The sequence below is a fragment of the Methylocystis sp. Uni0008 genome, from assembly GCF_056838045.1.
The window spans coordinates 379,369-399,164 of record NZ_JBXEJH010000002.1 but is presented as its reverse complement, the minus strand read 5'-3'; the positions used below and the strand labels follow the sequence as shown (position 1 = coordinate 399,164).

Here is a 19,796-nt window from a genome sequence, read left to right as displayed (position 1 = left end):
GTGTCTACGGACTTCACGTGGACGGATGTGAACCAGCCAGTCCGCAGCATCTCGGCCAGCGCACAAGCGTCACTCTTGTCTCTTTTGATCCGACGGCTCTTGATCGCATCCGCCGCGCGCGGCGCGTCCATGCAAATCATTGGATAGCCCATGGCCGCCAACGAACGGAATAAATGCGGCGTGGACGGCCCACTTCCAACCCGACTCTCGTGAGCTTGTCCTTGATCGTCGTAAGACTGCTTCGATCATATCGGGGTGGGTGTCGGCCATTCCGCGCGCCAAACGATCTTGCCACCGTCGTCCAAAATGCGCACTGCCGTTCGCTTGCCGCCCACGTCCAATCCTGCAAACACCGTCATCGCTGCTCTCCCATTCGCCGTCCAACGAATCCCCAGCGAGGGTCACCCCCACCGCCGGGGAGCAGCAACCTCATGTACCAGATCGATTGGCTCCGTAGCTTGGCAGTTCCGCTCATTTTCAAAAGGCGGCCCGCGGCGGCCGCGGCGGACGGGTACGTCTAACCCTCCCATGAGTACCCGCGGCAAAGCCCGGGTAGACAAACCGCTGGGGATGAGTGGCATTGTCCATGTGCTCAAATCCAGGGCACAGAGAATCCAAAATTTTCGGGACAAGTTAGGAGTTTGCGCGACTCTCCCGGAGAATTGATTCGGCTCCTACCCGTCAGCTTAAACGATTGTGAAGACGCCGCTCCCATTCCAGCGCTTGGCGCACGATCTCTTTGAGGTCTTCATGCCGGGGAGTCCAACCAAAGGCGGATCGGATCCGCGCGTTTGCGGCGATGACTGCCGCCGGATCGCCGGGCCGGCGCGGCGCATAATCGACTGCAAAATCGACGCCGGACGCCTTCTTCACCGTGTCGATCACCTCCAGCACCGAATACCCGCGCTGATAGCCGCAGTTGCATACGAGGCTGGCGCCGCCGCCGCGCAGATGGCGCAGTGCATCCCTATGGGCGCGGGCGAGGTCGGAGACTTGAATATAATCGCGCAGGCAGGAGCCGTCCGGCGTCGGATAATCCGTGCCGAACACTTGCATCTTAGGGCGATAGCCCAGCGCCGCCTGCACGGCGACCTTGATGAGATGGGTGGCGTTCGGCGTCGACTGGCCGGATCGCCCCTTGGGATCCGCGCCGGCGACGTTAAAATAACGCAGCGCGACATAGGACAGGTCATAGGCGCGCGCTGCGTCCTCCAGCATCCATTCCACCATCAGCTTGGAGCGGCCGTAGGGCGACATGGGCTTGAGCCGGTCGTCCTCGGTCACCGGATTTTGCGTCGGCTCGCCGTAGACGGCGGCAGTGGAGGAAAAGATGAAGCGCTTGACGCCGCAGGAGACGGCAGCCGCAAGCAGCGTGCGCGCTTTGGCGGTGTTGTTGAGGTAATAAAGCAAGGGATCGGCGACCGATTCGGGGACGACCGTCTTTGCGGCGAAGTGAATGATCTCGTCAACGTCATGTCGGGCGATAGTTTGGGTGACGAGGCCTTCGTCGCCGAAGTCGCCCACGACGAGAGGGACGCCCTCCGGCACCGCCCAGCGAAAGCCCGTCGAAAGGTCGTCGAGCACGACGGCGTGCTCCCCCGCGTCTCTCAGCTCGAGAACCATGTGGCTGCCGATGTAGCCTGCGCCGCCTGTCACCAAAATCGTCACTTAGTCGCCTTTCTGTCATTCGACGATTTCGTCAAGGTCGTGGTCTCGTGAGTGTCACACATTGGTCACCCGTCATGACCTTTGGCATAACAGGCGTCGACGGCGACCATTCCAAGACCAACGCTTTCAAATTCATCAAGCCATGCTCTCGCGACCGCGTCGACCGAGAATTCTTGAACACCCTTTCTTCCCGCGGCGCCGTACGCGGCGCGAAGCTCCTCATTGCGCAGAACGAGCCGCAAGCCATCTGCGAGTTCGGCCGGGCCTGCGCTGTTCGGTACGAGAACCCCCGCCTCTCCGCCTTGCAACAGCTCGCCTATCGCGCCAGGACAATCAGTGGCCACAACGCAAAGGCCCGTGGCCAATGCCTCCGCTACCGCGTTGGGGAACCCCTCGTATCGAGCTGGGTGCACGTAAAGGTCAGAGACCAGGAGCTCCGCTTGCGGCGCACGCGTGACGCCTGGAAGCTTTATGCGCTCAGAAAGACCCTGCGCACGAATCCGCTGCTCGAGGCTCGGCCGCAACTCTCCCTCGCCGAAGATCAGAAGGTCCCACTCCGGCGCTTCGCCGGCAATCATCGCGAAGGCGTCGATGAGCCGGTCGTAGCCCTTTTGCGGCTCGAGCCGCCCCAGAGATATTATCCGCCGACGCGCCGAGACGCCGCGTTGCGCGCTGGATAGCGGCGCACTCGGAATTTCGACCGGATTGGGGATGATGCCCGCCTCTATGTCGAGATGTTGGCGAAACCATTCGGCGATGCTCCTGGTCTGCACGCATAGGCGTGAAGCGCTCGGGTAGACGATAGACCGAAGCGCTTTTTTGATGAGCGATGTCCGATAATGCGCCGGATGATTGCGCTCGCTAATAACCACCGGAATGCCAAGACTTCGAGCCGCGACCACGGCCGGGATATTGGCGTCCACCAGGAACGCCACCACGACGTTAGGCCGGATGCGCTTTAGCGCCGCGTGCAGCCGGGCAAGCCGGCGAATATTCGTGCTGATGAAACCGGCGACGCCGGGCGCCGAGCGAAAGAGGCCAAGCCGATGGCGCACGACGGCGTCCCGCAACATATAAGGCGAAGCGCGATCTTCCTCCTCAAAAGTCAACAGGTGGACCTCGAAGCTGAGATCCGCCCATTTCGAGCAAAGAGTGCTGGCGACGCGCGCCGCGCCGCCGCCGGACAGGTTCGGAATGACGAAGGCGATGCGTTTCATGCGGCGGCCCGCGTTTCGGGTGCCGCGGCACCGTGGGCTGGTGCCCCAACGTAGACAGTTTCGAGCCAAGCCTGCAACATCACCAGCGACCAAAGGTGACTGCTGCCGTCGACCTGATTCTCGAGGTGCGCCTCCCAAAGTTTGCAGACCGGCGCGGCCTGGAGCACGCCCCATTTGCGGATCACGGACTCCGACAGCAGATGCGCGCCCCACTCTCTAAGCGGGCCGCGCAACCACTTCCCTATAGGCGCATTGAATCCGGTTTTGGGACGGTCAACGAGGGCTTTCGGCACGTGGCGGTAAAGCACTTGGCGCAAGCACCACTTGCCCACTCCGTCGCGCCACTTGAGGTGCATCGGAAGTCCCCAGGCGTGCTCGACGACGCGATGATCGAGCAGCGGCACACGCGCCTCCAAGGACGCAGCCATGGTCGCGCGGTCGACCTTGGCCAGGACGTAGTCGATCATGAATGTCTGGGCGTCATGGAACATCATCAGTTCGTCAAAATCACTGGTGACTGCCTTACTTGCTTGCCAATGAGCGAGATCGCACGCCGAGCCCGAAATCACGACGTTCGGATCGGGCCAATGGACGACAAACGGCAGGTAGCAGTCGTTGAGATCGTGACCAGCATATTCGATGAGGCGTGTGGCGTGCCAGAGTTGGCGCGCAATTCCGCCGCCGTAGCGGAAGCCCTCCTCTCGAAACCGCTTCGCGCCGACAGCGTTCGCACCGCAACGGAGCGCGCGGCGCAGCGCCGCCGGCATCCACGCCATCCGCCTCCTGGCCTCCGCCGCCTTGTAGAAGCGCGAGTAGCCGTAAAAGAGCTCGTCGCCGCCGTCGCCCGAGAGGGCGACGGTCACGTTCTCGCGCGCCATCTTGCTCAGCAAGAACATCGGAACGCCGGAGGGGTCCGCGAGCGGCTGATCATAAATTGCGGGAAGTTCGGCAATGCACTCGAGCAACTCACGCTCGGTGACATAAAGCTCGCGATGTTCCGTGCCGAGGTGCCGCGCCACCGCTTTGGCAGCCTCCGCCTCGTTGATCTCAGGACTGTTGAAGCCGATCGAGAACGTGCGCACGGGCATTTTCGACAGGCTCTGCATTAGGGCGGCGACGGTGGAGGAGTCTATCCCGCCGGATAGAAAGGCACCTAGCGGCACGTCCGAGACGAGTTGCCGCGACACCGCATCGCGCAGCAACGCTTCGAGCTCGTCGATGGCTTGCGCGTCGTCCCGAGCGTGAGCGCGCTCGATCCGCTTGCTTCGCACAACATCGGCAAGGCTCCAGTAGCGGGCGCTCCTCATCTCTCCCGAGGACGCGATGGAGAGGATGACGCCTGGCTCGAGCGAGCGTGCAGCGGCGTAGATCGTCATTGGCGCACGAATACAATTATATTGCATAAACGAGCCGATGGCTTGGATATCGAGCGATCGGTCGAAGTCGGGCAGAGCGGCGAGCGCTCGAAGCTCTGAGGCGAAAGCGACGCCGCCAGGGCTCAAGCTATAAAACAGCGGCTTGACGCCGACGCGGTCGCGAACGAGGTGCAGTGTGCGGGATTCTCGATCCCAGATCGCAAAGGCGAATATGCCGTTAATGCGGCGCGTGGCGGCCTCGACGCCCCACACGGCCACAGCGTTGACCAAAACCTCGGTGTCGGAGGAGCCACGGAAGGAGACGCTTTTTGCTTCGAGCTCCGCACGAATCTCCGCCGTATTGTATAGCTCGCCATTGTAGGTGATGACCAGTCGCCCGCAGGCCGACGTCATGGGTTGACGGCCCTGCTCGCTGAGATCGATGATCGCGAGGCGGCGATGGCCGAGCGCCAATCCGGCCTCCTTGTCGATCCAGACGTCTCCGCCGTCGGGACCGCGATGCGTCAGTGTTGCGCATATGCGAGCGATGTCGGACTGGAGATCACGCTCGACGCCAAGGCGGCGCACTCCGGCAATGCCACACATGGATCAGTCCCCCTAACAATCTTGCGACGGATACTGTCTAGAACGCGCGCTTGTCAGAGCCCTTTGTGCTGGGCGGTGCAACAGCGCAAATTGCACCGAAGAGGGCGATCTCCCCGATAAGAATCGTGGCCCCCCAGGCTAGAGCTAGCAATGAGACATTCGTACCGGCCAACCAAAGAAACGGTGCCGCTATGAATAGCCTTGCCACGTTGACAATCGCCTCCAGGGACGGGCGGCCGAACTTGTGCACTCGCATATTCATGAGTCCGACGGGGATCGCAAGTGCGTAAGCTCCGACGAGCAGCGCACAGACGGTGCCGATGTCAGGGTAACGAGACCCGTAGATGCGTTCGATAACAGTGGAGGCCGTTAGAATTGCAACTACCAGACTAAAGAGGAGTCCGAAAACGCGGAGAAGGAAGCCAGGGCTCATCGTCTGCGAAGGAATGTCAAAACTCGCGGACGAGATTCGGGGAAGCATGAGGACGCGCAAGGCTCCATTCACCAACAGCAAGGGGGCAACAACTGTTGAGGCGAGGCCGAGGGAACCCACTGCAACCGCGTCAAGACGCGCGGCGGCGACCGCCTGCGGTAAATAGACGCAAGCATTGTATGTGAGCGCGGATAAATAAACGAATGCGGAGTACTGAAACGCTGGCCACAGCACACGCCGATGATCATAACGAGCATCTTCCATGAGTGAGCGAACCCGGCTCAGCGTCACGCCCACGACGGGAACGGCAAAGATTGCAAACGCGATGATTGCCCAGGAGCCCGTGATCAACGCCAGACCGCCGCTGATTAGACGCACCAGCGAGAACACAAAATTCGCGCGAGCAAAAGAGGTGTGCGCCTCTCGCCCCTGATCGACCGTTCTGAGTCCATTCCAAAGATTGAGTAGCGCTGCGCAAATGACAGCCACACCCCAAGCACGCTCACACTCGATGGCGATCAACGGGATGCCGATTGGAACGAGCAGAACTACCAACAGCAGTCGTGTCCGCACGAGAAGACTTAAGTAAGCCGCATCGCCGCTGTGTGCAAACTGACGCACGGCGCTGACGCTGAGGCCGAAATCCAACAACGTGCTGCCAAAGAAGGTCCCTGCGACGGTAAGACTGAGCTTCGCGAAGTCATCCGTCGACAGCAATAGTGGGGCGACCGCCAAGATGATGAAGGTGCTGACATTGACGGCGACGCCTGACCCAAGAACTTGAACGAAGCTCTTGGCGCTCGGAAACATCTCCAGCAAACGTCAGTGTGGCGTTCGCCTAGCCACCAGCTCGTGGCAGCCGAGGCTCGTGGCGACCTTGCTTTTCACCACTTGGAACCCGCGCGCCTTAAGAAAGGCCGCCAACACGTCGTGCCTTGCGAATTCGAACGGAAACCCGCCCATCCAGTCTACCAGATCGTGAGAGAGGCTCATGCCGCGGTTCTTCTGGTAGTCCAGCAGCTGGCGGATCGCCACCATTGGCTTCAACATTAACGTGTATTTGATAAGATTGAGCGCATGGCCAAGAAATCCCAGCACATAGGCGTAGGCCAAGGCGAGCGGCTTGGGCAAAGCGTTATATGTATACTTAACAAGCCACCAAATCCGCGATTTGAGGTCCTGGTCATTGTAGATGGCGATGAACAGTGTACCATTTGGCGCCACGCGTTGCAAAGCGAGTTCGATGCCTAGCCACATGGCACCCGTGTGGTGGAGCACGCCCCAGGAATAGACTATGTCGAACTGGCCGAGCCCGTCCAGGAATTCCTTATCCAGGGCGCTGCCTTGCTGGATCTGCCAGTCTGGGTCTTCCGCAAAGTAACGTCGCTTCAGTTCGGCGGTACAGGCCACAGAGTTCGGATCGAAGTCAAACGAATAGGCGCGCGCTCCGAGACGGCGAGCCGCGAGACTGAATAACCCGCTGCCGCAGCCGACGTCAAGAAAACTGCGGCCTACGAGCGTTTCCACGCCGAGCATTTCTTTGAGCGACGCCTCCGCCTCCGCGACGCGCTCGTCGGTGAGGCGGGTCAGGAAACGCGCCCAGTTTTCGCCAAAGGCGAAACGATTGCGATCGTCAAGAGGTTGAGGCGTCATGAGCAAGGGTCTTAACCATTTAAGCAGTTACTGAAGACCAGCGCGTACGACCGTTGTCAACGCTGGCGCTAGTTGTGACAGGGTCGACGACCCGACGGCCGCGCCGGACTGGCGTAGCAAATGAAACAAATCAAAGAGCGAGTCCGCGAAATAGCTCGACTTCGAGTGGCCGATGAGCACCACGGGAAGCGCGTCCACAGAGCCGCTCTGTTCCTTCTCATACCGTAGGATCATCCGCGCCAGCTGCCGGGCGGACAGTAAATTGAAATCCGCGATGACATAGTCGCGCGCGAGAATTTCCCGCAATCGCTCGAGCTTCGATTGCCCGCGTCTCGCCAGCGGCGCCTTATAGAATTGTGAAATGACGCGCCGCGTCATCACGCCCTGCGGGTTCCAATAGAACCTAGCGCTCAAGGGGCCGCAGTGCGTGAGGATCGGCACCTCAATCAGCGGCCCCTCCTTCCAATACGGCGACAGTTGGTAGCTGGTATAGTCGAAGTCTCCGTAGCTCGCGTTGAAACGCGCGCCCGGAGCGATGGTGCTGTCTATCAGGATTCCGTGCCGCGCGAGAATGTCGAATAGCGACCGATGCCGCCGCATCGACCAAGCACCGGCGCGATAGGCGATCGGTCGGTAGGCCGGATCGATCGGCGACAGAAGATCTCGCAAGTATTGGCACGAGCGGGCGACGACGTTGTCGATCCGCTCAGGCTCGAGCAGGCTCAGGTCATAGAGAGACCCGTCGAGCGCAACGCGCCCGTCGACCAACGGACCAGCGAAGAACCACATGGGGTGAATATGGAGCTGGACGTCGTGCCCCCGGCCAAACAGCTCCTTGAGCTGCTGCTCGACTGGCTCGTATTGCGTGGCGATGCCGTGCTCTCGGAAATAGATCTGCTGGCCGACCTCCGCGAAGATCGTGAGACGAAAGCCGTGAAGTTCGAGAATGTCGGCGAGATGACGCGTGGGAATGCACTGCTCGCGCGTGGTCAGCCCCGAGCCGTCGCCGAATATCTCGTAATCTAGAGAGAAGACCAGCTTTATATCGCCCATGCAATGCATCCTGCGGCCGGATGTTGTGACATTCTCGTCTCTCCGATCCTCACAGCCGCGCGGCTCACGCACGCGCTTCCGACACCACGGCCTTCAGCTTCCCGCTGGCGGTGCGCGGAATGGCCGACAGATAGGTGATTTCGAACGCAAGCTCGTCACCGAGCTTGGCGCGGATCTCCTCGCGCAACTCGGCCTCGTCCTCCGCGGAGAAATGCAGACCCTTGACAATCCGAAACTCGAGCGTGTAGTCGGCGGCCTGCACGATCTGCGCCTCCAGCACGTTGACGAGCTTTTTGAAGATGTGATCCAAACGGCCAATGCGCCGGCCGTCCGGATAACTCACGTAGTCATCCTCTCGGCCCAGGATTTCGTCGAGGAGCTGTCCTTTACGCCCGCACGGGCAAGAGCTCTCGTTCGACAACCTGACGAGATCGCCGATGGCGTAACGGTACAGCGGCAGGGCCGAGTTATGGTAACTGCTGCCACGCATTCGGAATACCCCTTGATCATCTGTAGGCTCGAATTCAACTTTCGCGAAGTAATCGTCGATATGAATTCGGCCACGGTCGCACTCGTAAGCATTTACGACGCCCTCGGTCATGCCGTAAATTTGCACCACGCGGCATCCGAACACGCGCTCGATTAGTTCTCTCTGTCTTGGAACCAGTTTCTCTGAACTGCAAGAAATGAACCGAATCCCACAGTTCTGCGAAATCGCTACGAGGCCAGCCTGCTCAATCAGTGAGGCAAAATGGCCGAGCATCGACGGATAACCATGCATGCACGTAATTGAGCTGCGCGCAATCTCCTCCAGGTAGCTGCGACACGTCTGAGGCCCCAGATGGTATTGGCTCATGAGCAGCTGCCGCGTGGGGTACGAGTAAATCCAATAAGGAGGCGCCTTGCGCTCGCGACCGACCAGTGGCTTGCCGATGAAGTAGACGAACCAATCGTCGTGGGTCACGCCATGCACGCCGCGGAACTTCCAGTAGAAGGCCCACAGCTGGCTGATGAACTCCAGCGAAACCGGATAGTTCAGGCCACTGCCCGACGTGCCGCTCGTAAACCATGTTTCTACCGTCGCACCGCGGTCGACGAGGCGGCCCATATTCTGCTTCACGACCGCTTTCGAGGCGGTGCAAGGAGCCAAGTCGGGCCTCAAAAGCCTGTCGTAGCGCCCGTCGTAATCCTGGTAGTCCAGCTCCTGGTAAAGCTTCAGCAGCTCGCGCACTCTGCTGTTCCAACGCCGCCGCTCCTTCCAGAGCGCAGCGTAGTTTGCAGCCAAGCATTGAGCGAAATACGGCGCGCGCGCGTAAAGAATGTCCAAGATCTTCACGTTACAAACTCTTTAGAAAAGCAACGTAATCGTCCACAGAAGACAGTGACGGCATAGCGCCGCGCGGTGTGTGCTGGCCGAGCGCATCAAGTTGCGCCAGGAAGTGGCCGACGTCGCCCGCCCGATAGACAGTTACCCCTTGGGGGCGTGGCACCGTATCGCTGGCGAGAACTGGAACGCCTTCGCTCAGCGCCTCGAGCACCGCAATCGAGCTGCCGTCGGTCGATGTAGGACGCAAATAGACGTGCGCTTTCCGCAGCAGCGCCTTGAAATCCACGGAGGAGCGGTAGTGTTCCGCGGAGCTCGTGTTTTGAGGGTCGATTTCTTCCTTCGTGTAAGCCCCGGCCGGATCAAGAAACAAGACCCAATATCCGCGCCGCTTCAGCTCCGGCAGAACTCGCGCAATAAAGCTGAAGCCGTACACCTCCCGCCCTTCGATGAAAGTCTTGTTGTGAGCGTAAACGAGCGCAACCTTGCCACCCCTTTCTTCGATAATCCGAGACAAGCGGGCGTCGAGCGGCTTCTGCTCTTCTCTGTTCTCTATCGAGAAAATGGGGGTGAGCAATGCAAGCGGCCTAACGCCCCGCTGGGCGAAACGGTCACGAATGTCGCGGTTGAGAAGGATAAAGCCATTCGCAAACCGAGCTGCCCATGCGTTTCCAAACGCGTCGAAGTCAAACCCGTTGCCATGCACCATATGGATGACGCGGCTTCCCAAGAGGCGTCCGAACGCGGTGCCGAGCAGACGTTTCACAGGCTGCGAGAAGTTAAAATGGAGCACATCCGGCGGGCTCCAGAGCTGCGTCCAAAGGCTCCGCCACCCGATAACTCGAGCTTCGATGTCGTCGCGGCCGGCTAGCGCGTCGCGGAGATTGGCGATGCTTGTGGCGACTCCGCCCGGTGGAGGCGGCAGCGGCCCCACCACGGTCACGCACAGGGGTCGGCCGGCGACACGGCGATCTGTCTCGTCACGCATAGATCGACACGCCGCGTTTCCATCCCGTTACGATGTTGTCCGTCAGGTCACGCCCGCCGACGGCGAAGAAATCAGCAAAATGCCGCCGATTGATTACGCGACGCTCGGGCGGCAGGTAGCGACGGCAGAATTTCTCCGGGTTGGCCTTTTGCATCAGCGTCATGTTGTGCACCTTGGTGCGCACCAAGTGGGAGCGGCCCGACATGTCGATCGAGACCTTTTCGAAAGTCTCCGGTTCCCACACCGGCTCCGTGACAATCTCCGGATAGAGGTCCTCGGCGACATGTACGAAGGAGAGATATGACATGGGGGCGCCGACGCCAATGACTTTAACGTCGAGGTCCAGCATCTTTTCGAAAGGGCTGCCCTTGCCGAATGGATAGATGCACTGCTCATGACCAGCGCAGATCTCGGACGCTGCGGGACCGATTGCGGCAACCGATTTTGTCGGGTGGGTCGAGCGGAAGGCGTCCGGGCTGAGGCGTACGGCCTCCGAGACGGCTCCCATGCCCGACCGCGTGCTGCGGGCGTCGAATATGCCTTCCTGCCGCATGTAGGCAATTGACGACATCGCCGGGAATGTCGGCGCGACGATCGTGCCGGTTGCCGTGACGACATCCTGCAGAACGCCGACGATCTCTCGCGCCGAGAGCGTCGTGTTGAGGAGCGAGGCGCTGGCGTGCACCATGACCACGTCGCCCGGCTTGAGGCCCAGATCGCGCTGGAGGAGCGCCGCCAGTTCGGCCTTGCCGAGAGGAGGCCCCAGCCGTGAGAGTGTCTTGCACGTCTTGAACTCGAGGCTCTTTAGCGTCTTGCGCGTTCGCTCGTCAATCGCGTGGGCTAACAAGCGCCGCAGGATTAGTCGTGAAGTCATGTTCACAGCCACTTGAGCGCCATCCAAACAAGGTGCGCGATTATCATAGTGACAAATGTCATCGAAAAAAACGCTCGTAGCCTCTTGAGGAACGACGGTCGGGCTGACATCGACGCGGCAGCCGCGATAAGCATCGGAACAAAAGAGGATAAGTGCCTGGATTCAGCTGAGGTTGCACCGATCAAGCACAAGAAAGCAGTGAAGCAAGCGAGGAAAAACACGGGCGGTGCGCCCCGCGCATCTCTGTCGAACAGGACGGTGGCTACCGCTGCCAGGAACGCGGGAAGAAGCATCACCCAAAATGATATTGCAGCGAGTGACTTGAAGAATAAATAGGCACTGCCCGAGACGAAACCGACCCAGACAGGTATCGGCATGAGCATGACGTAGAGCGGCCCGACAAATACACGAACAAGTAGCGGTTGCTTAACTATTAGCATCATACCGAGACTCTCGGCGCCGGAGCTTTCCTCTGCAAACGATTTGTATGTTTCGTGGCCCCGCTCCAACTGCCCCAGCGCCTCGGTACCGACAACTTGAACCACCGCGGCGAGACCGACGAGTCCAATCAGTCCAAAGCTGTTGACCCACAAACGCTCCGAGCCGCGAATGTCTCCGGCTACGACCAGCCCCCCCAACGCGGCGGCAGCGAGTAGAAGCGGAACAAACACGAACTCTGTCCTTAGGAAATAAAGAACATAACCAATCGCTGGGCTTGCCGCAATTATGAGCAGAAGCCGTAAAGCGGATCGTCCTTTGAGGTATGAGACCCACAAGTACGCTAATGCCGTGATCACGAGCGTTGGATATGCGTCGCGAATATGAATGGTCGCTGACAAAAGGAAGAGCCCGCACACACAAAACGGCGCACAGACCCATAAGGCCATCCTCGGGTCGTGACCACGCGAGCGCTCTACCAGGCCGACGGTGAGGGCCCCGGCGGCGGCCATGGCGACGATGTTAAGCGAGATTCCAATATACGGAAATCGCTCAAGGCCAAACCCGTCAGCCACGTCATAGAGAAAATTCCACGCAACTATGACAAGCGGTGCTTCGGTTAGTACCTTGATCTCCTCCAAAGTTGTTGCGCCTCTCCCGGTTGCAACAAAAGTATAGAATTTTTCATCATCCAACAGCGTGTTGTAGGCGATGTTGGTCGGGCCTTGCATGAGGATCACGAGCCCCGCCACAAGCCAATAGAACGCCACCAACAGAGAATAGGTCCTGCGAGCGCTCATGGCACGCGGTCCCATCATTTGCAATGCAAGCCAAAGCGGCGTCGCCAGTACAAGCATGAAGAGGGGCGGGGAAGCTGCCGAATACACGTAAGAATGCAGGACTGATCCGCCAAAAAAAGCGGCGAGCACAAATGTGCGAAGTTCCCTCCAGATTGGCTCCGCAGGTTTGCGTCCATTATCGACACGATTAGTCGTTGTGGCCACGTTGAACCGCCCCGGGTTTGATGGTGTGGAACGGCCCCTCTCGTGCAGCATCGAAGTGCTAAAGACGTGGCTGTTGGAAAACGCCACGAGCATAAGGGAGCCGTTCCGTGAAGCAGGCTAGCATCATCGGGCTGGATTTGGCCAAGCAGATATTTCAGGTTCATGGCGCGGACTCTGATGGGTCCGTGATTTTCAGCCGGAAGCTGCGGCGGACGGACGTGCTGCGCTTTTTCGAAAGGACGCCTCCGTGTCGTGTGGCCATGGAAGCGTGCGGAAGACGCGCGCCCTTTTGATCGGCCAGCGGACGCAGGCGATCAATGCGCTGCGCGAGTACCTGTCCGAACCCGGCGTGTTCGTCGGTGTCGGTATGGGAAAGGTCGCGGCCTTGATCGAGATCGTGCGAGACGAGGCGGACGCGCGCCTGCCGAAGTCGGCCCGCTTCGCATTGGCGGAACTCGCGAACCAGATCGAGGCCTTGGCGCGTCAGATCGGCAAGCTCGAACGCGAGGTCGTCGTCGAGGCGAAGCAGGACCACGATCTGCGGCGGCTGACGACGATCCCCGGTGTCGGCGCGATCACAGCCGCATCGGTGAGAGCTTTCGTTCCGAACCCCGCCGGGTTCAAATCCGGCCGTCACTTCGCGGCCTGGCTTGGTTCGACGCCCAAACCGCATTCGAGCGGCGGCAAAGAACGCGTGGTCGGGATATCGAAAATGGGCAACGCGATGTTACGCTCTTTGCTCGTTCTCGGTGCGTCGTCTGTCCTGCGACACATGAAAAGCCGCACCGAGGGACCGCGATGGCTGACGGCACTGTCAGCACGCCGCCCTTTTAAGATCGTCGCTGTGGCGCTCGCCAACAAAATGGCGCGGATCATATGGGCGTTGCTGACCAAAGGTGGAGTCTACAAAAAACCCGAAGTCAACGAGGTGGCGGCCTGAACCGGCGCGAACAAATGAGCTGACCGGCGCGAGCCGAGCAGAGGAGCAAGGTGCATTAGGACGACGATGATGCCTGGGGACGAAATCCCAATGCAGATGAGGCCATTCCGGCAATGCGCTCATAGCGCGTGGGTTTGATCAAGCCCTCTGCATCGCGGACTTCATCGAGGCCAGCAGTCTATGACCGCGCAGACAGGCCGGACATATGACCGCACCGTTCCAGCAGACTGAGTTGTTCGAAAAAGATCCTTGCCTCCAGGGCCGTTCCACATATGCCGGAGGCTGTTTCGTTTGAGTCACGCCGCCAATGCGGGTTCCTCGATCTGCGCATTGTAGCGCGCTTCGGCTTCGGCCGGTGGAATGTTTCCGATCGGCTCCAGCAGCCTCTTGTTGTTGAACCAGTCGACCCATTGGAGCGTGGCGCCGGCAGACCGTGCGCTCCAGCGGTAGCACGGTTTTGATCAGCGGCTTCCATGGCGTATGTCGGAACCACGCCTTGGCGGGAAAGACCGTCAGTTCGCGCCTTTCCTACCGATTCCGGCCTTTCGTTTGGCTCCGCGCAAAGCCGATCGGCTTGCGGCTCGCGCCGAGTGCGAGCCGCTCGCGCAGCTTCGGTTGATTGTCTTTCACTTGCTTCAGCAGATGATTGCCCGACGCGATCACCCGTTCGAACAATCTTGGCAATGCTCCGCATCAAGCGTGAACAGGCAATCCTGCAGCCCCAAAGCCTCGATCAGTTCGGGCACCGTTAGAATTTCATTGCTCTTTTCCGCCACCATCACATACGCGAGCACAATTTGGTCGGCGTGGCGCAGCGCCGACATCATATGCGCGGCCTTGCGATCGGCGAAGGCGTCGAAACTGCCGCGCAGCGTTTTGCCGTCGACGGCGATCACCGTCAGCCCCGCCTTGTCGAGCGCCGCCGGGAAGTTCGCGGCGTGGCGTCGAAACACCGCCTCCAGCGCCGGGAGGTCGACGCCTTGCAGGTTCAGCCGCAGACCGGAGTAGGACGGCGAATAGGGCAACTCCAGACCGAACGCCTCGTTGAGCCTTTGCAGATATACGCGGATAAACTCGTGCATCTGCCGATAGGAATTGGCGCCGGCGACGATGGCGAGGATCGCGTAAAGCAGCCCGGTCGCAAGCTCGAACCGCTTGCCCTCGCTGCGACGATGGTCCGGTATCTCGCGCAAAATCTCCAGCAGCGACGTCTGCATCGACAACCTCCGATTCGGGTTGTCGCCTATAGATTCAGACATTTCCGCAGGACGGAATCTCAAAATCGCGATCAAAGATCAGAGGATCAGAGAACTAAACAGCCCTGCCCGCCGCTCGCACCCGAGACCGTCATATCACCTCCAAAAATCCCTTGATTAAGGGTCGCCGTCCAGACATGAACAGCCCTGAGGTTTGATAGAACTTCTCGGGGGGAGAGCTGGCCCCAATGGGATCGAAGAATAGCGTAGCCAGGGCCAGGTAAGCGACGACCGCGGCCTCGAGCAGAATAAGTGGGGTCGACTTCGCCATGTTCCCGCGCTTGGCGATGAGCACCGCAGCGCCGGCAAGCAGAGCGATCGACGCCACTTGGCCGACATCGAAGACCATGCTGATGACGCCGTTCAAGTTCAACACGCAAATGGCAGCCACCAACCTTGCGACGACGTTGGCCAACCAATCGTCGCTTGCTCGACTGTCTCTCATTCGTTAAATGCGGGGGTTGCTCGCGCCGAACGGCCAGCCCACTCCGCTCTCTTAAATAACAGCGCCCGTCGCTCCACGAAGAGCCATGAAAGTACGGATGCGGTCGCCGAGGCCAGAAGAACGATCATCGCGCCCGCGGTTGGCGCGAGTCCCGCATCGAAAGCGATGAAGGCGTTCAGGATCGGCCCGTGATAAAGATAGAGGCCGTAACTTACGTCGTTGCCGCGAAGCAGCCGTGCGCTCAGCTCGCTACGCGTATGAGACACGGCGAGCACCAAACCGGCAAGCCCTATCGCCGAAATCGTGTTGATCGCGTTGCCTCCGATTTTCCACTCCGTCAACAGACCGAGCGTAATGGCGCTCGCAATATACCCTATGAACCACGGCAGCGCCTTTCCACGGAACAGCCACCCGATGCGATCCCAGAAACGTTGCGCGAGCACGCCGAGCAGGAACAGGCCGAGCCAAGGCAAGATTGAAACCTGCGTGAGCTTGGCGAGGAGCGTGCGCGCCCCATAAAGTTGGCCCAGGAACAATGCGTTTGCGGCGAGCCCTACGAGGGCTGCGACGATGAGGGCACCGTTCCCTCGCCGCCGAACCAGGACATAGATTAGTGGCAACATTGCGTAAAATTGCAGTTCGACGGGTATCGTCCACAGGCTGCCGTTCAATACGCCGACGCCGAATCCGCGCAGGAAGTCGGGGTTGTAAAACTGCGCGAAGCTCGCCTGCGCGGCGACCCACACCGCGAACTCGCCGGATTTCCAGGGCAGTTGCACGAACAGCGCCGCAAGCCCGATCGAGACCACAAGGCAAATCCACAGACCCGGAAATACCCGTAGCACGCGATTGCGATAGAACACGACGAGCGAAGGATGGCGCTCAAATGAGCGCGCGACAAGGAACCCCGAGACTACGAAGAAGATCGGCACGCCCGGGAAGATATGCAGCGCGCTCTGCAACCAGCCGGCGGGCACTTGGAGCTGCTCGCATACGTGCAAAACCGCCACCTGCGTCGCCGCGGCGAGGCGGATCAAATCGAAATTGTTGGCGCGGTGCTCGAGGGACGCCATCACGGGGGCTCAGCTTCGTTATATTGCGCAGGCGCGAATCCGCGCCCTCAGCGCCGCAATGGGGCGTTCGACGAAAAATACCAGGAGAACTGACAGGATGACGGCACCCGTTGTCGTGGCCAACCACCAGCCCCACGACGGCGACGACAGCGCCCCCAGAGAGACTGCGATGTGGAGCGGAAGGATATGCGCGAGATAAAGAGGATACGAGAGCTCGCCGCACAGATTACTCACATACGAGCGGCGCGGTCCCCACCAGGCCAGCGCGGCGAAAATGGCTAGAGTGGCGGCAAGAGCCAGCGCCTGCCCAGAAATATTTCTGGCGAAACCAGCGGTCTCGTGGAATGGCCGATGTCCGAACATCTCCAGCACGATTTCAGCCCCCGCGGCGGCGACCAGCAGAGCAACTGGCCGAGACGGCGACTTGAGCAGGAAATACACCGCCGCGCCTAAGACGAAGTGCGGCACCATACGAAAGGTCGGGAATCTGAGGACTCCCGTCCCGATCTCAATCCCTCCGAGCAAGAGAAACGCCACTCCAACACAAAATGCGACGAGGCCAAAACTCTTGTTAAGCAGGGAAGCCGCGAAGCAGCAAGCTGCTGCGACAAGGTAGAACATGATTTCCGTGCGCACCGCCCACGCGATCGGCACGAACTTGTAATCCGGCGAAATCAACTTGTTCCCTAACGGAATGATCTCAATGATATTTTTTCCAAGGTTTGTCAGCGTAATGGCGTTCGCGGAGGCGGGCCTGCCCTCATGGTCGCTGAGAACGCCAAAGGCGGCAAACAACGCCAGCACCGCAAAGGAAAAAACGAGCACGGCGAGAAACGTCGGCGCGATGCGGTTCAATCGATTAATCAGAAATGCGCCGGCGCGCCGCGCATAGTGTACATCTATCGCGTTTGTGATCACAAAGCCGGAAATTACGAAAAAAGTGAGTACGGCTAACGTGCCGATCTCGAACGGCTCCAAGATGCTTCCCGTCGGGTGGCCGAAAATCAGCTTCTCATAGTGCATCCACAAGACGGCCAGTGCCAGTAGCAAGCGTAAGCCCCCGAAACCGTTCACTGACCTGGCCGGGGAGCGTGCCTGCTCGAAGAAGAGGCGTCGACGCGTTTGAATGCGGAGTAACGACTGGCTTACCCAGCTGGACGCCGGATGCGACGACATTCGCCGTTCTAATCCCCAAACGGCCATCAATTGCACCTTTCTACGGTCGTCTCCAGCGCGCGTCGACGAGCCGCACTGCTTCCATCGACTGCGGCGCCGCGCGCGACGCGCGCCATCGGCTCGCCGCCGGTGCAGATACGCAGTAATTGGTTTTCCTCAATCCCGCGGCGCCAAGCGAGCAACCGCCGGCTAGGCCAGCCACAGCCGTCGGGGGCCTGATAGAGAAGGCCGAAATCGCGCTCGCGCGCGCCTTGAAACGGGTTCCAGCCGCTCGCAGGATTGTCAAGGCCGGTCGTGTCCCACATCGCCCAGACCCCCACGCCTTCGAGGTTGAGCGCAAAGGCTTGCCAACCTTGCGCTCTATAGTAGCCGTTGACAGAGAGCCGCCGTCCGTCATGACGGGTGTCGTAGCCTTGCACCTCCGGGCCCTCGAAATTCGCCCGGAGTTCGTCGGTGGGCCGATGCAGCTGGATGATGTCGAGTGACTTGAGCATCGCCGCCGATTTGGACTCGACGGTCGCAAAAATGGCCGCGACCACGCCGGCTTTCCGCAAGAGCTCGCGGGTTCTGAGTAGCAAAGCGACGTCGTCGGGCTGTGGCTCATCTATTGGGTAGAGAACCAATTCGCCAGTCGCGCCTTCCGCCCGCGCGACGCGCTGGACCCATTCCCACCAAGCCGCCAGCGAATTCACAGCGTCCGCCTCCGGCAACTTCTTGAAGGCCCACGGTCTCGTCTTTACGTCCATGCCGAGCAGCAGGCGTCGAGTGTTCCGGAACGATTTGAAATAACGGGATAACAGCGAGTCGGGTCGACCGCGTCCGTCGTCAAGAAGTGCGTCTGGATGGATCACGGCAGTGTCGACACCGTAGCGTTCGAGAACGCCAGGATCGCAAGCCAGCGCGCTGGCGATCTGCGCTTGCTCGTTCTGGTGCAGGTATACCCACTGCGTGCCGTGGATCAGCGACATATTCGCTTTCGGCTTGACTATCTTAACGCGCGGCTCAATTGAAAGCGCGTCATCGCCGCAGACGACCTCGAGGTTGACACTCGACGCGCCGGCCGTCTCCCCCGTCACCTCCGCTAGGACAACCATGGACGAGTTCGGCGGCAACATTGCGCCGGAGAACGGTACGACGACGTCCGGAACCCAGCTCATATCAAGCGCCTGGACATGCGCCAGTGCGCTCCAGTCAGTCACGACGGCGCTCGCAGAGTGAGCGTTGACACTAACCTTCCGCTCCCGATTGGTTCCGTTGACGATGCGGAACGCAGCGTAATCGCGCCCCCTGTTCAATGCGATCAATGTCGCGTCGTTGGCCACAACCGTCCACTCGTCGGGTCGATCGGGCCAGGGTTCGATGCGGCCGATGGCGCAATTGGAGGCGGCACCCTGCCCTTTGGGCAGCGGCATGGCCCAGCGCCGTGCGATGTCCGGGCCAATCGGCGCCGGGAGGGCGGCAGACGCGATCGCGCTACGGCGCCGCTGCGCCGCGTCCGCCACCAGCTGTTCGCCCTCCGCCAATTCGCCTCTTAACGCCGCCGGAGCGGTGTCCGGGCTCTCCAAAGCTTCTATCTCGGTAAGCCAGATGAAAGCGCCGCGCGCGAATATGACAACGACAATCTGCTTCGCAAGCCGCGGCAAAAAGCGGACGTCGAACGCCCGCAAAACGCCGGTGCTCGGGCTGTCGTCGTCATGCTGTATCGCTGTCGCGCCCAAGTGCTCGAAGAGCCCCGAGCCATCGCTCCCATAAACGTGAATCTGTGATGGGAAAAAGGCCTCTCCGCTGCGCTTCGCACCGACGTGAACGCGAACGAGTTCAATAGCTGCCGACGACTCCAGTCCGATCCTGACGGTGACCGGCGAGCGCCACGACCATCCTAGCGCCGTGCCGTTGCGCCAGAACCAGCCCGAGCCGGGGGTGCCGTCGGTAAGGATGGTCGCCGCCTCGGCGTTCATGTCCGCATAGTTTGGCGCCGTCGACAAGACGTACGGACGCCCGAGCGCGACATTCCGGAGCCGCTCCCCGGCAACGGACAAACTCGAAAGGAGAAGCAGCGCCCACACGCCAACAGCGGCTACACCATACTTTTGTAAAAGATTGGGCGTGACTTTGAGCGTCACGTCGTGCGCACCGCTCTGACCGTTGGTTCGTGAAACACAGACCGCGCCGTCGTACCGGGCGGCCCAGACGCCAAGGCGAGGTAAGAGCAACAGCCACCAGTTGGCGACCGGAAATGGCGGTGCCATAACTCCGTCCTGTCTCTCTGCAGCGTTTACTTCCGATGAAGGCA

At 60.2% G+C, this 19,796-nt stretch carries 15 protein-coding genes and 2 pseudogenes; 1 reads left to right on the top strand and 16 read right to left on the bottom strand.

The features are described from left to right. Positions 1-681: 681 nt before the first annotated feature. The 10 genes from galE to AC0X69_RS21725 form a co-directional block, all read right to left on the bottom strand. Positions 682-1,668 carry a UDP-glucose 4-epimerase GalE gene (galE, locus tag AC0X69_RS21770; protein ID WP_482613623.1) on the bottom strand — a complete coding sequence of 329 codons (987 nt, stop codon included), beginning with the start codon at positions 1,666-1,668 and terminating at the stop codon, positions 682-684. Between the two features lie 65 nt (positions 1,669-1,733). After that, positions 1,734-2,885, bottom strand: coding sequence for a glycosyltransferase family 4 protein (locus AC0X69_RS21765; RefSeq protein WP_482613621.1), 1,152 nt, complete (start codon positions 2,883-2,885; stop codon positions 1,734-1,736). After that, positions 2,882-4,846, bottom strand: a complete 1,965-nt coding sequence (gene asnB / locus AC0X69_RS21760; RefSeq protein ID WP_482613620.1) for an asparagine synthase (glutamine-hydrolyzing) — start codon at positions 4,844-4,846, stop codon at positions 2,882-2,884. The genes AC0X69_RS21765 and asnB overlap by 4 nt, the downstream gene beginning before the upstream one ends. 37 nt (positions 4,847-4,883) lie before the next feature. Continuing rightward, on the bottom strand, positions 4,884-6,089 hold the full coding sequence (locus AC0X69_RS21755) for a lipopolysaccharide biosynthesis protein (RefSeq protein WP_482613619.1): 1,206 nt from the start codon (positions 6,087-6,089) through the stop codon (positions 4,884-4,886). A 12-nt stretch (positions 6,090-6,101) separates the two neighbouring features. Further along, positions 6,102-6,932, bottom strand: coding sequence for a class I SAM-dependent methyltransferase (locus tag AC0X69_RS21750; protein ID WP_482613618.1), 831 nt, complete (start codon positions 6,930-6,932; stop codon positions 6,102-6,104). A 27-nt stretch (positions 6,933-6,959) separates the two neighbouring features. Further along, positions 6,960-7,985, bottom strand: a complete 1,026-nt coding sequence (locus AC0X69_RS21745) for a polysaccharide deacetylase family protein (protein WP_482613617.1) — start codon at positions 7,983-7,985, stop codon at positions 6,960-6,962. A gap of 64 nt (positions 7,986-8,049) precedes the next feature. Beyond that, positions 8,050-9,321, bottom strand: coding sequence for an AMP-binding protein (locus tag AC0X69_RS21740; protein WP_482613616.1), 1,272 nt, complete (start codon positions 9,319-9,321; stop codon positions 8,050-8,052). A 1-nt stretch (position 9,322) separates the two neighbouring features. Beyond that, the gene (locus tag AC0X69_RS21735) at positions 9,323-10,297 is read right to left on the bottom strand and encodes a glycosyltransferase (protein ID WP_482613614.1); all 975 of its coding nucleotides are present in this window, start codon (positions 10,295-10,297) and stop codon (positions 9,323-9,325) included. After that, positions 10,290-11,171 (bottom strand): AAC(3) family N-acetyltransferase, encoded by an 882-nt coding sequence (locus AC0X69_RS21730; protein WP_482613613.1) that lies wholly within the window; start codon positions 11,169-11,171, stop codon positions 10,290-10,292. Before AC0X69_RS21730 ends, AC0X69_RS21735 begins: the two co-directional genes overlap by 8 nt. Positions 11,172-11,173: 2 nt before the next feature. Further along, a complete protein-coding gene (locus AC0X69_RS21725; RefSeq protein ID WP_482613611.1) occupies positions 11,174-12,613 on the bottom strand; it encodes a hypothetical protein in 1,440 nt (479 codons plus the stop codon). Positions 12,614-12,720: 107 nt separating this feature from the next. On the opposite strand from AC0X69_RS21725, the pseudogene AC0X69_RS21720 reads away from it, so the two are divergent. Beyond that, a pseudogene (locus AC0X69_RS21720) lies at positions 12,721-13,553 on the top strand (IS110 family RNA-guided transposase). Between the two features lie 296 nt (positions 13,554-13,849). Here the strand turns inward: AC0X69_RS21720 and AC0X69_RS21715 are convergent. The 6 genes and pseudogenes from AC0X69_RS21715 to AC0X69_RS21690 all read right to left on the bottom strand — a co-directional run. Then, positions 13,850-13,975, bottom strand: a pseudogene (locus AC0X69_RS21715) (IS3 family transposase); the annotation flags it as partial. Between the two features lie 237 nt (positions 13,976-14,212). Next, a complete protein-coding gene (locus AC0X69_RS21710; RefSeq protein WP_482613609.1) occupies positions 14,213-14,770 on the bottom strand; it encodes an ISAs1 family transposase in 558 nt (185 codons plus the stop codon). A gap of 130 nt (positions 14,771-14,900) precedes the next feature. Then, positions 14,901-15,224 carry a hypothetical protein gene (locus AC0X69_RS21705; RefSeq protein ID WP_482613608.1) on the bottom strand — a complete coding sequence of 108 codons (324 nt, stop codon included), beginning with the start codon at positions 15,222-15,224 and terminating at the stop codon, positions 14,901-14,903. A gap of 26 nt (positions 15,225-15,250) precedes the next feature. Next, positions 15,251-16,327 carry an acyltransferase family protein gene (locus tag AC0X69_RS21700; protein ID WP_482613606.1) on the bottom strand — a complete coding sequence of 359 codons (1,077 nt, stop codon included), beginning with the start codon at positions 16,325-16,327 and terminating at the stop codon, positions 15,251-15,253. An 18-nt stretch (positions 16,328-16,345) separates the two neighbouring features. Continuing rightward, entirely contained in the window at positions 16,346-17,350 is a 1,005-nt protein-coding gene (locus AC0X69_RS21695) for an acyltransferase family protein (protein WP_482613604.1), read from the bottom strand. A gap of 179 nt (positions 17,351-17,529) precedes the next feature. Beyond that, positions 17,530-19,752, bottom strand: a complete 2,223-nt coding sequence (locus tag AC0X69_RS21690; protein WP_482613602.1) for a hypothetical protein — start codon at positions 19,750-19,752, stop codon at positions 17,530-17,532. Positions 19,753-19,796: the final 44 nt, after the last annotated feature.

Coding starts and splice junctions, on each gene's coding strand:
- AC0X69_RS21690 (WP_482613602.1), bottom strand. CDS start 19,752: ATGGCACCGCCATTTCCGGTCGCCAACTGGTGGCTGTTGCTCTTACCT.
- AC0X69_RS21735 (WP_482613614.1), bottom strand. CDS start 10,297: ATGCGTGACGAGACAGATCGCCGTGTCGCCGGCCGACCCCTGTGCGTG.
- asnB (WP_482613620.1), bottom strand. CDS start 4,846: ATGTGTGGCATTGCCGGAGTGCGCCGCCTTGGCGTCGAGCGTGATCTC.
- AC0X69_RS21750 (WP_482613618.1), bottom strand. CDS start 6,932: ATGACGCCTCAACCTCTTGACGATCGCAATCGTTTCGCCTTTGGCGAA.
- AC0X69_RS21745 (WP_482613617.1), bottom strand. CDS start 7,985: ATGGGCGATATAAAGCTGGTCTTCTCTCTAGATTACGAGATATTCGGC.
- AC0X69_RS21695 (WP_482613604.1), bottom strand. CDS start 17,350: ATGCACTATGAGAAGCTGATTTTCGGCCACCCGACGGGAAGCATCTTG.
- AC0X69_RS21755 (WP_482613619.1), bottom strand. CDS start 6,089: ATGTTTCCGAGCGCCAAGAGCTTCGTTCAAGTTCTTGGGTCAGGCGTC.
- AC0X69_RS21730 (WP_482613613.1), bottom strand. CDS start 11,171: ATGACTTCACGACTAATCCTGCGGCGCTTGTTAGCCCACGCGATTGAC.
- AC0X69_RS21710 (WP_482613609.1), bottom strand. CDS start 14,770: ATGCAGACGTCGCTGCTGGAGATTTTGCGCGAGATACCGGACCATCGT.
- AC0X69_RS21700 (WP_482613606.1), bottom strand. CDS start 16,327: ATGGCGTCCCTCGAGCACCGCGCCAACAATTTCGATTTGATCCGCCTC.
- AC0X69_RS21765 (WP_482613621.1), bottom strand. CDS start 2,885: ATGAAACGCATCGCCTTCGTCATTCCGAACCTGTCCGGCGGCGGCGCG.